The organism is Colwellia hornerae, from assembly GCF_007954355.1.
GTDB classification, from domain to species: Bacteria; Pseudomonadota; Gammaproteobacteria; order Enterobacterales; family Alteromonadaceae; genus Colwellia_A; species Colwellia_A hornerae.
Window position 1 is genome coordinate 18,450 of the sequence record NZ_VOLR01000008.1, and the last position, 15,295, is coordinate 33,744.

The window sequence follows — 15,295 nt, forward strand, 5'->3', positions numbered from 1 at the left end:
AGTATCAGTTAAATAATTGCTCTATTTTGTTTACCACCCGATTGCCGCCAAGGCCATCTGTAAGCTTTAGACTAGCTTCATGATATTCATTCCACTTGAATACTATCTCACTTAGCGCAGCTTCAAAGCCACTATCTATAGTATTTATCTCTAATAGTATTGCCGCCCCAGAATTAGCAACATTGCGTGCTATATCTACTTGATTCTCTGCGATTGGTATAATAATACTTGGCAAACCCAGACATGCTCTCTCCCATGATGTACTACCCGGTGCACCTATGGCGATGTGGTGTTCACTCATCAACTGAGCCATATTTGAAGAAAAATTTATATGCTCGAAGTTTTTGTGGTCACAACAAAAAGCGTTAACACGCTTATAGCTAGGCGACCGTTCACTCAGTAACACAGTAACCTTAAAGTCTATATTATTAATACATTGGAGTTTCTCTAATACTTTCAGTGTTATATTAGGTTTATCAATGGCTCCCATAGATACTAAAATTTTATAACTCGCCTGCGGCTTTTTGCAATACCTTTGATTTGCTCTTAACATGGCAAATTTTGGGGCTAGTAATGCAAAATCACTACCCGCTAAAATTGGGCAGTGGTTATTGTTGCTGATATAATCAAAAGAATCTCTACCAAAAGTTTGATCTAAGAGTAAATCTGCAAAGTGCTCTCTAACTAAATCGTCAATAGCCAAAACTTTTGCGTTTAAAGCATTAGAAACATTTATTTCCCACGCTTTGTTTAAACCATAATGATCAACAACAATGAGATCAGCAGTCGTTACCTGTTGCACAAAGTCTTTTGCATCGTCTTGCCATTCAACTTGTAACCAAGCAGCATAATCAGTGTCATATTTAGGCGTTTTTAACGTATTAGCTTGTGCAAGTTCGACAACTTCAATGCCTTCATTTTTCAAATAAGCAACAAAATCACCTTTTTGTGGCCGTGTAGCGAATAAAACATCGTACCCTTTTGCTAAAAGTAGATTAGCAAGGACCAAGCAACGCATAATATGCCCACTGCCGATATGAATTGACGCGTCTGCTCTAAAGACTATTTTCATTGCTTATTATTTATAACTGCGTATAAAAGTTCGGCTAAATCCCAATCTTCTGGTGTATCAATGTCTTGAACTCTTTTACGTGGTAATTTTATCGCAATCGAATGTTTATCAAAAAATGAAGCACCTTCTAAAAAAGACGATGCTTTGCCCCAATAAAATTGTCCTGCGTCATGGTAAGCTTCTTCTAAATCCTGTGAGCGTGTATTTAAGTGCTCAGGTTGAAACATACCCACTTGATTATTGCAGCCTAATTTAATTGCTCGTTGAATTGGAAACGGAAAACTTGTGGCACTAAAAGTATATTTAACTGAATTATCAGTTAAACTTTTTAGTCCTTGCTCTATGTATTTTGGCAGTAAAAATGGAGCCGTTGCATAAATACAGCAAACGTTATTGATATTCATCCCGCTTTTATTACACCAGTGAATAGCATGCTGCATAACATCCAATGTTGTAGCAAAATCATCAGAGATTTTTGAAGGTCTTATAAAGGGCACTTCTGCACCATATTTTTTAGCCACTTCTGCTATTTCATTATCATCCGTTGATACGATGATTCGGTCAAAACATTTTGATGCTTTTGCCGCTTCAATAGAATAGGCAATTAAAGGTTTACCATGAAACTCTTTAATATTTTTTCTTGGTATCCGCTTACTACCACCACGGGCTGGAATTATTGCAATATTCATTACGCTTTAACTAATATGGTAGATAACACTTTTACCACTTCATCTTGCTGCTCATTTGTCATCACATGGAATAAAGGAATACTAATAGCATCGGTGTAATAACGTTCCGCAATTGGAAATTGACCTTGTTTAAAACCTAAACCTTTGTAATACGGCTGTGTATGAACAGGGATATAATGTAAGTTAACACCGATACCATTTTCTCGCAGCTGTTCAAAGACTTCCTGGTGAGATAATGAAATCTCATCTAGCTTTAATCGAATGACATAGAGATGACGACCAGAATATGAATCATCAATTTGAAATGGTGTAATTAATGGTAAGTTTTTTAATAAGTCATCATAGCCTGTAGCTAGCTCATTTCGTTTGGCAACAAAATCATGCAAACGTGACATTTGGCTTACACCCAATGCGGCTTGCATTTCCGTCATTCGATAATTAAAGCCTAAATCAACTTGCTCATAATACCAACCCCCATGGCTACGCTCTGTCATAAGCTTTTCATCGCGGGTAATACCATGACTGCGAAGTAAATCCATCTTTTGCGCTAAAGCTACACTATTAGTTGTTGCTACACCACCTTCAGCCGTTGTAATGATTTTGACTGGATGAAAACTAAATACCGTAATATCACTATACTCACAACTTCCAATAGGATTGTGCTTATACTTCCCACCAATAGCATGCGATGCATCTTCAATAATGGCAAAACCATATTCAAGACTTAATGCATGAATTTTATCCATTTCACAAGGTTGGCCACATAAATGAACAGGGATAACCACTTTAGGTAAAGATAAATTATTTTGTTGTGCATGCTGTAGTTTTTGTTCAAGTAACCTAGGGCTCAAATTATACGTTTCTGGGTCGATATCGACAAAATCGACATCAGCACCACAGTATAAAGCACAATTTGCAGAAGCGACGAAAGTTATAGGCGTTGTCCAAACAACATCACCTTTGCCAACCCCTAATGCTAAACAAGCGATGTGTAGTGCTGACGTTGCTGAGTTTACAGCAAGTACATATTCAGCATTAACCGCCTCTTTAATCGCATTTTCAAATAGAGGCACTTGTGGGCCTTGCGTCAAAAAATCAGACTTCAGAACATTCACAACAGCATCAATATCTTGTTGTGTTATTTCTTGTTTACCGTATGGGATCATAAAATTATCTTCGCAAAATTATACTGAAAAACTGGCATCTACGTGTTCAATTATTAAGTCTCTCAAAGACTGCACAGTTTCCCATTCAGTGTTTGTTCCAGAGTTATATTTAAAACCAAAAGGCACTTTAACGGCATTATGATGCTTAATAAAATCTTCTTCGGTATGCATAAATGAAACCGAAGGTAATATTGCGTAATAACGACCTAAATCAATGGTGTTGAGTGAGTCCGTATCCGTTATCATTTCTTCATGCAGTTTTTCACCTGGACGAATACCAACAACTCGCGTATCACATTCTGGCGCAATAGCTGTTGCGATATCAGTGATTTTGTAAGATGGAATTTTTGGAACAAAAATCTCACCGCCAATATGATTTCCAATAGCGTACATCACCATATTCACACCATCTTGCAATGATATATTAAATCGTGTCATGTCTGCATGAGTGATCGGTAACATGCCTTCTTTCTTTTTATCGATGAAAAAAGGAATAACAGAGCCACGTGACCCCATTACATTACCGTAACGTACAACACTAAACTTAATATCTTTAGAGCCGCGAATATTATTAGCCGCAGCAAACAACTTATCTGAAACTAACTTTGTCGCTCCATACAGGTTAATAGGTGCACATGCTTTGTCTGTTGATAATGCGACAACATCTTTAACACCACAGGCCAATGCAGCATGAATTACATTTTCAGCCCCATCAACATTGGTACGTATACATTCCGTTGGGTTATATTCAGCTGTATCGACTTGTTTAATCGCTGCAGCATGAATAATTACATCTACTCCTTCACAAGCTTGTGTCATTCTGTCTTTATCACGCACATCACCAATAAAGAAACGTAACTGCGGAAAATCAAACGACGGATATTTTTGTTTGATGACAGATTGCTTTAATTCATCGCGTGAGTAGATGATGATTTTCTTTACTTCTGGGTATCTATCTAAGATAGTTTCAATGAATTTCTTACCAAAAGAGCCTGTACCGCCAGTGATCAAAACAACTTTATTATTTAACATTTATGCACCTGATATTAATTATTTTATCTGTTACCTTGAATCATATAATTTCAAGATAAGTCATTACTAAATTAGTTAAGTTACTGCGCTTATTACGCAAGTAACACTTTTGATGTAGAATAAATTCAACATCAAAACCCAGGTATTTTTTACCCTGAGGAAAACCCGTAATAATTGAGACAATACCTTTGTACTCAATTATCGTTAAGTCATCAAAAAACATTAATGACTTAACCACTCAATTATTCTTTTCCAATAGGTGTAATATTAATACAATAAACTAAGATTACACTTTATTTATTATTAGTTGACGCTAGATACTGAAATAAATTCAGCATGACAACAATAAGTGCTAAAAAAAAGCAGCATAACGACATAAGTTCCTACTAAGAAACCCCATCCTGAATAAAAACCGTCACCCAGATATACCAATCGTCATCCTGATACACCAACCGTCATCCTGATACACCAACCGTCATCCTGAATTTATTTCAGGATCTGTACTTAAAGCCACAAAACCCAGATGCGCCAACCGTCATCCTGAACTCGTTTCAGGATCTGTACTTAAACAACAAACCTAGATACGCCAACCGTCATCCTGATACTGAAACAAGTTCAGCATGACGGTTTCAGGACCGGTGCTTAAACCACAAACCCAGATACTGAAACAAGTTCAGCATGACGACAATAAGTGCTAAACAAAAGTAGCATGACGACAATAAGTGCTAAACAAAAGCAGCATGACGACAATAATTGCTAAACAAAAGTAGCATCACGACATAAGTACTAAACAAAAACATGACAACATAAATTACGATTTAACAGCAGACAATTTTTATTCTTTATTACTTACCTGGTCAACTCTTTCAAATTTTGTTATTTTTCTGATCACTACAACATAACAAACAAACATGAAAAGAAAGCCTAAAAGCATAATTACATCTGGTACTGTGAAATACTCACCCACTAAACCAAAAACAGACATCGTGGCTGCAAATAATGAAATTATCACTAACGTTTGGCGTGAGCTATAACCAACGCGCTGTAATATATGATGAAGGTGATCTCTGTCAGGTTTGAAAGGTGACTTACCGTTTTTATAACGTCTTACCACTATTGCTAACATATCCATTAATGGCACCGCACAAATCCATAAAGCTGTAACGGGGCGGAATGATGCTTGTTCGTTTTGTGTGCCCATGGTCAACAACCAAATAACACTTAAACCAATGAACATACTGCCCGCATCACCCATAAATATTTTCTTAGACTTTTTGGTTAAACCTAAATTAAAAATCAAATAGGGAATAGTTGCTGTTGCCAATATTAATGGATAACTTAAGTAATTATTTTGACCACTCATAATAAACAAGATAGCAATAGAGGCGAACGTGTTGATACTCAAACTACCAATTAAACCATCAATACCATCAACCATATTAAAAGCGTTAATTACCACAATAATACCGATGTAAGTAAAAATAATGCCAGCAGGGCCTAAGGTTACATCGCCAAGACCAAACAAATCACCAAGATTTGATATATAACCACCAACACCGTATATCATCAAACTCGCAACAATAAGTTGGCCTATTACTCGAATACGTACTTTTAAATCGAATTTGTCATCAACTGCGCCAATAAACACCATCATCGCAGAGGCTATAAGGTACATCCGTAATTCTAGCGTATTAGGCAACCATAAAAGGCTTGCCATAAGCACAGCAATAAAAATAGATATTCCACCAATAAGTGGAATATGACCGGCATGTAATTTGCGCTCGTTAGGTTTATCGACGAGCCCAACCTCTATAGCAACGGGTTTAAAAAACTTAATGGCTAAAAAGGCAAAAAGAAAGGCAGTAAACGCTGAAATTAATACTTCCATAAAATGTTCCTAATTAGCATTACGCTAATTTTTCTTCCTTAACTTTAGTCGAATAGTTACTATTAGAAAAGTATCTAATTAACACAATGATTACCGATAAAATACCACCGAGTATTGTACCTAGCACTACAATTAATGCACGTTTAGGCTGGTCTTTTCTGTCAGGCACCTGTGCAGGGTCAATGGTTTTTAATACATACTCTTTATTCACTTGTGTTAACATCATATTTTTTGTTTGTTCTTCGATCAATTGATAAAAAACCGTTTCCATATTGGTTACTTGGGTTTTTTCTAACTGCTTGGTTAAATAATCAATTGAATTTTGCGAGTTTTGTTGGTCTTGCTCACGTACAAAATTGTTCAAGTCTTCCACTAACCAAATAAGCCATTGCTTAGCGACGTTAGGTGAAAAGAAAGATAACTCTATAGTAACCATAGACGTGGCTTTGTCCTGGCTTACACTGAGTAACTTAGAAAAAGCTTTGAAAGACTCCCATGGCGAAGGTTCAACTTTTTTTGGAGCCTTAACTTCTCTTAACCATTTATTTTTATCGATATCATACAAATCTTTATCATAAATAAGTTCATCATTACTAATATTCCATTTCTTAGCAGCCATTAAAGGGACAAGTAAATTGTGTTTGCTAATGAATGTTTCAATAAATGAACGGGATTTAATAATCTCTAAGGCTAAGGTCGTTTTATCCCCGCCACTACCGCCTAAATTAATACCTGCTAAACTGGCTAAACCACCAAACTGCCCAGAAAGTCCAGCTAAACCTCCACCACCTTCACTGGCTGTCGGCGATAGTAAAACTGATGCCTTATATATATCAGGTTTTGACAATGCATAAGTGACCGATGCCACAGCAAAAATAAAGCTGATAACCATAATAACAATTTTTCCTGCCCAAATAGCTCGCCACAGTTGACCAAGGTCGATTTCATCATCGTCTTGGCTTTCAAAGTGTTCTTTATAATTTACATCATTGGGCATGGTAGAGCTCATTTTCATTGACTATATTATGGGTAACTAATTTAATTTAATAAATATGAATGACTAAACTTCTTACTCATTGATACTACTTGAATTATTATTTAGAAGGCACAGGGTAACACCTAAATTAAGCGGCGTATTATACCAGTATTATAAAGCGTATTAATAGGCTAACAACAATTTAATTTTAACAGTTCTCCCGCTTCAATAACTGGTATATACCACATTAAAACCTTCAACAAGCCGATAAAACGATGGTAATAATGGATAAAAACATCTAATGATATAGCCATTTAAGCTATTGAGGATCAGCAAGGTTTGTTTCAGTTTAAAGAAATTATATAGGGTATTCAGAACAAGCATGAAATAGAACAATGATAATTTTAATTATCGACGGGCAAAAAAAAACGGCTAGATAGCCGTTTATTTATCAGTGCATGCAAGCTTAACTTACATCCCAGCAACTAAAATCATCACTGGGTTTTATTCATAATGGCAAACATATTAACGCGCTTGATAATACGCTTCTTTTAAGCGATTCGAATTTTCATAAATATATTCACTGCCTAAACGGTCATGATTATAAAAGGCACTATCAAGGTTATAAAACTGCTTAGTGTTATCACCACTGCCCGGTGTTAGTCTATTATGGCTTTTGCCAACGAGCGTGCTCACTGAGTAATTCCACTTAGGCTTACCTCTCACTTGAAAGTATTTATTATTGTAATCTTTACGTGGTGTTAACGGTATTGAAAAGCCAAGACCGATAAATTGATTAGCTTCTTCATTATCAACTTTGGTATTTTTATAGGTTAAGTTAAGCGTCACATCACCAAACATCCGTTCTACTTTTAACACAATACCTTTGTCACGTTGCCAGTACTTTCCTACCTGTAATTCTGCAGTGGTATTAAGGTGGGCGTTATAATATTTGTACGTGCCAATAACAACCTCTCTTGGTTCAGGTTCTTTTGGCGACCTGCAACGCAAGGCTAAAATATTACAACCAGCATAAGCCCTGCCGGTAGGTATTAATTGGTTTTCATACCTTGCCGTTAATAGGTTGAATTTATGACTACCAGCAACACTTTGCCAACGAACATCATTCGCTACATAGTTATAAGTATCACGATAGCGACCAAAAAAGGTCATGTTCTTTACCGAATACGGTAATGAAAAGGTCTGATGAAAGCTATATTCTTTTAGCCCTGTTGTTTGCTTATCATCACCAAAATACTCGCCATCTTCAAAGTTTTTGGTTTCAGCAAACTGTGCAACATGTGCAGCAGTTAATGCAGCACCTCGCCATAAGGGTAATTCAACATGGCTAATCAAGGCTACAGACGCATCAAAGACGCCAAGTTCGGTACCGACTCTAGAAGCAATGCCAGGCCAGAAGGTAAAGCGCGGCTTTAGCCAAAAGTTATTGGTATTATCAGCGTCAGTCGATGTCAATCGCTCAGTTGCAAAAGTATCTGTTGATATATCAATTTTTAAAGACTTATCATCTCTTAAAAAAGCATCATATTCAGCGATACTGCCTTTTACCGCTAAGGTAGAAATTTCTCGCTCTTTCAGCATTAAGGTAAAGTGCGAGTAATTATGATGTATATTTTTGCTAATAATCCCTAAAATAACGCCAAGCCCATCTATTTTGTTACGGTTATAAATGTGATCTTCGAGTTCTACATAGACCGTGTTTTTATCAGCTTCAGCGACTCTGATTGATTCAAAACCTTCTTTAACCAGTAATTTTCTTAAGCGTAATCGCTCAAGAGCACCTGAACGGTAAGCATCATCTAACACGACATCACTTATAGCTAATTCTACATATTCATCCGCTTGTTCTAATTGCTTATCACTTTTGGTATGGTTTACTTGGTTATTTTTTTGATACGATGAATGAGTACCAGCGTCATAATCAAGAGGTATAGTTAACCCTACGGCATAATAAAAATCGTCTTTTAACGCTTCGTTGCTACTAGAAATAAGTACATCTGTCGTTAATTGAATACCACTACTAAGCCAGTTTTTAGGTGAAGATAAATGCATACCTAACTGAGTATCGGCTGCATCATATTCGGCTGATAGTTTTATCCACTGATAAGGTTGCCATTCAATACCAGCAAAAATACCATCAAGACGTCCCTGGTTTGAGTCGCTTTGCCCTATGCCGAGCGAAATATTAACGTCTTCCAGGATATTTTTTGTTGCTACAGCATACTTAGCATCAAAATAGTTAGCCGCTCCACCTAAGTCTTGAATACCTATCGCTAAACTAAACCAGTCCTCTGGTATGAAAGGAATACCTATTTTAATGTTGGCTGATAAATCTGTCGGACCACTACCACTAGGGTCCTTGTATTCAGCTAAGCGTGCTGAAACTTCAACATACTTCCATAAACCAACACCAAAATGATAATTATCACCATTGCGATAGCCAACCTTGGTTTCAATCTGGTTACTGTATTGTAAGTAAAGCTTACCTTCATTAAATAATGTTGCTGTGGGGGTATTTATTAAGCCGCTATACCCTTGAAAAGACATTGTTGCCTCGGGCTCAGCAGCAGTAATAAAACAAGGCAACAAAGCCAAAGCGAACAAAATACGGTACTTCATTTTAATAAATCCTAACAAGGTGAATTTTAACAATTGATAATAAAAGTGTGTAGGGTAAAAGCAACGTCTGGGCTATGCCGTATAGAAAGTAAAGAGCGGCACAGGTACTAAATAAAAGTAATTTTAAGCATAGAATCCCAAATACCCCTAGTGAATACTCTCGAACAAGCCACGAAATTTCAGTGAACAACTAAATAGCTAGCCATTGAGTTGAATCCTGTTCACGTATTAAGTCGCTTTTTTCAATTTAATAATTTCAGCTGTTTTTGCAGAACCTTTCTCTTTCTGTAACCAGACTAAATCACATATTCCATCAGTGGGATTAAACCCTGTTGGCGCCTTAAGTAATATCTCACGAATTAACTCATGGTCGAACTCATGGCAGGCATCATCAAGCTTATTTAACAAAGGCTCTAGATCATGCCAATCAAGCATAGCTTCTTGTGCACTCATAATACGCTCATGGGTAGTCCCCGAAACGTTATCACCTATCAGAAGTTCTTCATAAAGCTTCTCTCCAGGCCTTAACCCTGTGCATTTAATAACAATATCACCGTTAGGTTTGTTATCAGATTTAACCGAAAAACCACTCAAGTGAATGATTTTACAGGCTAAGTCATAAATTTTTACCGGCTCACCCATATCAAGTACAAATACATCACCACCCGTACCCATAGCGCCCGCTTGAATAACAAGTTGAGAAGCTTCAGGTATCGTCATAAAGTATCGGGTAATATCTGGGTGCGTTAAGGTTACCGGACCACCGCTCTTAATTTGTTTTCTAAACAAAGGAACAACAGAACCCGACGAGCCTAAAACATTACCAAAGCGAACCATACAAAAACGCGTTGTATTTTGTGTTTTAGACAACGCTTGCAGTACTAATTCAGCCACACGCTTAGTGGTACCCATGATATTGGTGGGTCTAACGGCTTTATCGGTAGAGATTAATACAAAAGTCTCAACTTTGGCATTTATAGCAGCACGTGCCGCATGATAAGTACCAAAAATATTATTTCTAACACCTTCCACAACATTGTGTTCAACTAAGGGCACATGCTTGTATGCTGCAGCATGGTAAACCGTTTGAACAGCAAAGCTTTTCATCACAGTTTCAATGCGGTTAACTCTTTGCACTGAGCCCATAATCGGTAATATTTCTACCGTTAAGTCGTGCGCTAATTTATATTCGTTAAGCTCTTTGTCAATGGTATATAAGCCGAACTCTGATGACTCAAACAACACAAGTTTGGCGGGCTTTAACCGAATAATTTGACGACATAATTCAGAGCCGATAGAGCCACCAGCGCCAGTAACCATAACAACTTTACCGGCGACATTTGCATTCATTAACTCTGGTTTAGGCTCTACTGGGTCACGACCTAATAAATCTTCAACACCAACATCTTTAAACTCTTCAAGCTTAGCCTTACCTTCAACAACATCAGCCATGCCAGGAATAGTTAACACCTGAACACCTAAAAAATCAATTTTGGTCAGCACTTCTTTACGTCGTTCCCTTGAAGCACTTGGCATTGCCAGTAATATTTTCTTTATATTCTTATTGGTGACTATATTTTCTATTTCTTCAGGGGAATAAACACGAATACCGTGAATAACTTGGCCTTGTAATGCTTTATTGTCATCAACAAAAGCTACCGCATGATACTCAGGTCCTTGTGACAAAGCTGTTGATAACTGCCGCCCTGCAGAGCCAGCGCCATAAATTAACACTGACATTTTTTTATGCCAACGCGGATGACTAATTATTGCTCTGACTCCAATTCTTGAGCCACCAATAAATATCAAGCATAAACTCATAAAAATAAAAGGTACGGTACGAGGAATGCCAGCATGAAAGATAAACGAAAAGCCCATAACAACAATAGCAGCAAAAACACTACCAAGTGCAACAGCCCAAATTGCTTGCATATTCATATAGCGTAATACAGCCCTATAAAGACCAAGCCTTATAAAAAACAATATACTGAGCGGTAAAGAACAGGCGAAGACGAGCCAATAACTTTGGTCGGATAGAGGTGAAAAACTTTCAAGGCGCATAAGTAATGCAAGCCAAAAAGCACAGAATAAAAACACTGAATCTACCAGCAACGAAATAGCACGTTTATACGGGCGAGGTAAACTCAAAACAGACTGAATAAAAGACACTTATTAATTCCTTTTTACGTCAAAGTACATTTTCCTTAAACGAACCGTACTTTATAACCTGTAATAACTATTGTAAATTAAAACAATTAAACATATTCCCAGAAGGATACCATAACTATCAGTTTTATTTGATAAGTTTAATCTAAGCAATATTAAGTGGTTAAAAAATAATTAAACTGGGTATACAGCCTAATACCGATCAGTTGGCAATTTATTGACATGGTCTAATTGATCCGACTACCCCAGATTGAGCAGATAAACTAACATGTACCTTACCCACGTTAACTATTATGGGAGTTTTCTGCTCAACGAATTCGACCTTCTGCGTTATTTTGGCGCGAACAAAGTTATCTGCCAACAAGCTGAATTTCTTTCGAACAGCATAAAAGCTAGAGGTTGTTAATTGCTGTTGTTGGCAATAGTCAATAATGGTTAAGCCACTGGTTTGCTGATCTTCAATGATGGTTTGCCATTGCTCTTGGCTACGTGTAATTTTCATGGTTATCTCCGAAATTAAGTTAGGAGATAAGATATCGGTGGTCGAGTATTAGATACAGGTGTACTAATAATTTAGGCGACAACTGTCTTGAAAAACATCGCTCACGATAGAATCACTAAACAGTGTTATTCGAAAAGCGATTAAGAAACGTAAGCTATATCCGTCTGATGATTCAGCGATAAAAGTAGTTTATCTTGCGATAGATGCGGCATCCAAGAAATCGACGATGCCGATAAGAAACCGGAAAACGGCCTTGAATCGATTTATGATTGAATTCGAAGACCGCTTAAATGACTTTATCTAAAACTGGCAGTTACACAAAATCTGTTACAGGGTCCAACCCTTTGGTAATAAGTTTGCCTAATCTTTGTCAGGTATTACACTCGCGATTCAAAAGAAAGTCTGATATTTAAATATCTACAATAGGCTACTCGCACGATTTAACATTTCAATTTTTTCAGGGATAATATCAACTGCAACACAGCATTTGATAAATCTACGTAACCTTTACCAGCAATAGCAATTTTCATAAAATCTATCTCTGATTATTTTTGTGCTTTATCTAATACTATAGAAATCGCATTTGTCATGCGTTCAATTTCATCAATGGCCAAAGTAGGATGCACTAAAAACATTAAACTGGTATTACCTAACTCTCGTGCAACCAATAATCTTTTTTCAGGTCTAAATCCAGTATTATCAAATGCTTTTTCTAAATACACTTCGGAACAAGATCCTTGCATACAAGGCACATCTAAAGCATTTATCTCAGCAATAATACGATCCCTATCCCAACCATACGCTAAAAACTCAGGCTTAACAAATACATAGTATTTATAGTTAGCATGTTCCATATGTTCAGGAACAATTGGAACACGGATACAATCAAACAAAGAACAAGTATCAGCTATAATAGCTGCATACTTACCACGTAATCTGAACCACTCGGGCATTCTACCTAATTGAATACGCCCTATAGCTGATTGCATCTCTGTCATACGCCAGTTAGTACCAAATGATTCATGTAACCACCTAAAGCCTGGAGCATGTTCACGTTCATATACGGCTTCATAAGATTTACCATGATCTTTATAAGACCACATTTTACGCCATAATGACTCATCGTCTGTTGTTACCATGCCACCTTCACCTCCAGTAGTCATGATTTTATCTTGGCAAAAAGACCAGCAACCAATATGGCCAATAGAACCGACTGAACGTCCGTGATATTTAGCACCATGAGCTTGTGCGCAATCTTCAATAACATACAGCCCACTAGAATCTGCTAGAGCCATTAGCTCCTCCATTTCACATGGAAGACCAGCTAAATGTACAGCAATTATAGCTTTAGTATTTGACGTTAAAACATCATCTACGGTTTCTTTAGTAATATTTTGGGTATTAGCATCAACGTCAGCAAAAATAGGACGAGCACCGGCAGTAACAATTACACTTGCTGAAGCTAAGAATGTGCGAGAAGTTACAATCACTTCATCAGTCTCTAAACCGCCATTTCTTGCACCTATACCTAAGGCAACTAAAGCTAAATCTAAAGCAAGTGTGCCGTTTGATAGGGCTATGGCATATTTACTGTCAGTATATGTAGCAAACTCACGTTCAAACTCACGACCTTCTTGGCCAGTCCAATAGTTAACTTTATTTGATAATAAAATTGAAGATACTTTGTCGGCTTCTTCTTGCGTAAAAGAAGGCCATGGAGATAAAGGGCTACTTAACATGTTACCTTCTTAATGTCTTAATTATATATTTAATATCACCAAATAAAGTGTTGGTGTCAAAATATTGTCTATTTATTTTTACTTTATCAGGCCAAATTATACGATCGTTATATTCTTTAGGGTTATTTTGTCGAATCAATATATCCTCTTCATTTTTATACTTTATAGATGCAGGTCCTGTTATACCAGGCCTTATTGAAAGAATTAAACGATCATTACCAGTCAATAAATCAGCATAACCCGGAACGTCGGGCCTAGGTCCAACAAAGCTCATATCACCAAAAAGTACATTAAACAATTGAGGTAACTCATCTATCTTATACTTTCTTAAAAATAGCCCCCCCTTAGTAATGCGGTTAGAATTTAATGCCGTAATTGGTGATTCAATAGCTTTACCGCGAATCATCGTTTGCAGTTTATAAACTTTGAATAAGCGCCCAAACTGGCCGACTCTAATTTGAATAAAAACTCCATATGAATGTGTACTAATTATTGAAACTAGCAAGCCAAATATTAAAATAGGCCAACACAATAACAACCCTATAATTGATATAACTATATCAAAAAATCTTTTCTTCATTTTAAAGCCTTTTCTTTATCGCGTTAAATGCATACCATATAAAATAGTAGGTTGATGAAATTATATTTAGCTTTAAATAATCCCTATAAACAGACCATACATCTTTAGCCGCTTTACTTTTTTGAGCCGTATTAGAAGATGAAACGATACGATAATATCCTAAAACATCATTAATTCCATATGCATTAATTGAATTCACTCGCATAATATCAAGCCAAAGAGCCATATCATGACTAGATCTCAAATTAGGCATTTTAAAAGTGCTTACTTTATCTTTATCAATCATTACAGTTAAACAACCGATTATTGTATTTTTTAAATAATCGCTGCGGGTTATAACTGCTGGGACACTTATAATATTACCTGCTAACTCACCATTTTCACTTATCGGTTGATAGCTAGAATAAGAAAAAGCTATGTTATTATTCATCATAAAATCAATTTGTAATTCTAATTTATTTTCAACCCATAAGTCATCAGAATCTAAAAATGCTATAAATCGCCCCTTAGCTATATTAAGAGCAACATTACGAGCCTCCGCAGCCCCTACATTATCATTTAGACGTATAAGCTTAAAACGATTATCTGGAAGTAAGCTTTCAATAAAATCAGCGCTTCCATCTGGTGAGGAGTCATCTACGATAAGCATTTCAAAGTCAACAAGCGATTGATTTAAAACGGATTGAATGGTTGATGATATAAACCGTTTAGATTTATAGCTAGGAGTTATGATTGTTACCAATGGTTTGTCCATTAAAATATGTACCTTACTTAACTTTTGGTAAATAATATGTTTATATTAAAAATTAAACATTTATTACCGATATCATCAAAAAATAAAAACC

General features: G+C 36.5%; 13 protein-coding genes and 1 pseudogene. 1 reads left to right on the plus strand and 13 read right to left on the minus strand.

What is annotated here, in order from left to right; translation table 11 throughout:
- Nucleotides 1-4: 4 nt before the first annotated feature.
- The 10 genes from pseG to tnpA form a co-directional block, all read right to left on the minus strand.
- Entirely contained in the window at nucleotides 5-1,072 is a 1,068-nt protein-coding gene (pseG, locus tag ESZ26_RS07020) for a UDP-2,4-diacetamido-2,4,6-trideoxy-beta-L-altropyranose hydrolase (RefSeq protein ID WP_146799038.1), read from the minus strand.
- The gene (pseF, locus tag ESZ26_RS07025; protein ID WP_146799039.1) at nucleotides 1,069-1,761 is read right to left on the minus strand and encodes a pseudaminic acid cytidylyltransferase; all 693 of its coding nucleotides are present in this window, start codon (nucleotides 1,759-1,761) and stop codon (nucleotides 1,069-1,071) included. Before pseF ends, pseG begins: the two co-directional genes overlap by 4 nt.
- The gene (pseC, locus tag ESZ26_RS07030; RefSeq protein ID WP_146799040.1) at nucleotides 1,761-2,927 is read right to left on the minus strand and encodes a UDP-4-amino-4,6-dideoxy-N-acetyl-beta-L-altrosamine transaminase; all 1,167 of its coding nucleotides are present in this window, start codon (nucleotides 2,925-2,927) and stop codon (nucleotides 1,761-1,763) included. The genes pseF and pseC overlap by 1 nt, the downstream gene beginning before the upstream one ends.
- Nucleotides 2,928-2,945: 18 nt before the next feature.
- Nucleotides 2,946-3,959 carry a UDP-N-acetylglucosamine 4,6-dehydratase (inverting) gene (gene pseB / locus ESZ26_RS07035; protein ID WP_146799041.1) on the minus strand — a complete coding sequence of 338 codons (1,014 nt, stop codon included), beginning with the start codon at nucleotides 3,957-3,959 and terminating at the stop codon, nucleotides 2,946-2,948.
- Nucleotides 3,960-3,999: 40 nt separating this feature from the next.
- The gene (locus ESZ26_RS07040) at nucleotides 4,000-4,197 is read right to left on the minus strand and encodes a hypothetical protein (RefSeq protein WP_146799042.1); all 198 of its coding nucleotides are present in this window, start codon (nucleotides 4,195-4,197) and stop codon (nucleotides 4,000-4,002) included.
- A gap of 597 nt (nucleotides 4,198-4,794) precedes the next feature.
- The gene (gene wecA, locus ESZ26_RS07045) at nucleotides 4,795-5,847 is read right to left on the minus strand and encodes a UDP-N-acetylglucosamine--undecaprenyl-phosphate N-acetylglucosaminephosphotransferase (protein ID WP_146799043.1); all 1,053 of its coding nucleotides are present in this window, start codon (nucleotides 5,845-5,847) and stop codon (nucleotides 4,795-4,797) included.
- Between the two features lie 19 nt (nucleotides 5,848-5,866).
- Complete coding sequence (locus tag ESZ26_RS07050; RefSeq protein WP_146799044.1) at nucleotides 5,867-6,856, minus strand: Wzz/FepE/Etk N-terminal domain-containing protein; 990 nt, start codon at nucleotides 6,854-6,856, stop codon at nucleotides 5,867-5,869.
- Nucleotides 6,857-7,348: 492 nt separating this feature from the next.
- Nucleotides 7,349-9,463, minus strand: coding sequence for a YjbH domain-containing protein (locus ESZ26_RS07055; protein ID WP_146799045.1), 2,115 nt, complete (start codon nucleotides 9,461-9,463; stop codon nucleotides 7,349-7,351).
- 228 nt (nucleotides 9,464-9,691) lie between these two features.
- Nucleotides 9,692-11,632, minus strand: coding sequence for a polysaccharide biosynthesis protein (locus ESZ26_RS07060; protein WP_146799046.1), 1,941 nt, complete (start codon nucleotides 11,630-11,632; stop codon nucleotides 9,692-9,694).
- 211 nt (nucleotides 11,633-11,843) lie between these two features.
- Nucleotides 11,844-12,131, minus strand: coding sequence for an IS66 family insertion sequence element accessory protein TnpA (tnpA, locus tag ESZ26_RS07065; protein WP_146799047.1), 288 nt, complete (start codon nucleotides 12,129-12,131; stop codon nucleotides 11,844-11,846).
- 94 nt (nucleotides 12,132-12,225) lie between these two features.
- Here tnpA and ESZ26_RS19445 point away from each other — a divergent pair.
- Nucleotides 12,226-12,435 (plus strand): annotated as a pseudogene (locus ESZ26_RS19445) (IS256 family transposase); the annotation flags it as partial.
- A gap of 241 nt (nucleotides 12,436-12,676) precedes the next feature.
- On the opposite strand, the gene ESZ26_RS07075 reads toward ESZ26_RS19445, so the two are convergent.
- The 3 genes from ESZ26_RS07075 to ESZ26_RS07085 are packed head-to-tail and all read right to left on the minus strand — an operon-like array spanning nucleotide 12,677 to nucleotide 15,204.
- The gene (locus ESZ26_RS07075; protein WP_146799048.1) at nucleotides 12,677-13,870 is read right to left on the minus strand and encodes a DegT/DnrJ/EryC1/StrS family aminotransferase; all 1,194 of its coding nucleotides are present in this window, start codon (nucleotides 13,868-13,870) and stop codon (nucleotides 12,677-12,679) included.
- 1 nt (nucleotide 13,871) lies between these two features.
- The gene (locus ESZ26_RS07080) at nucleotides 13,872-14,450 is read right to left on the minus strand and encodes a sugar transferase (protein ID WP_146799049.1); all 579 of its coding nucleotides are present in this window, start codon (nucleotides 14,448-14,450) and stop codon (nucleotides 13,872-13,874) included.
- A 1-nt stretch (nucleotide 14,451) separates the two neighbouring features.
- Nucleotides 14,452-15,204: a glycosyltransferase family 2 protein gene (locus ESZ26_RS07085; protein WP_146799050.1), complete on the minus strand. Its 753-nt coding sequence runs from the start codon at nucleotides 15,202-15,204 to the stop codon at nucleotides 14,452-14,454.
- Nucleotides 15,205-15,295 lie beyond the last annotated feature (91 nt).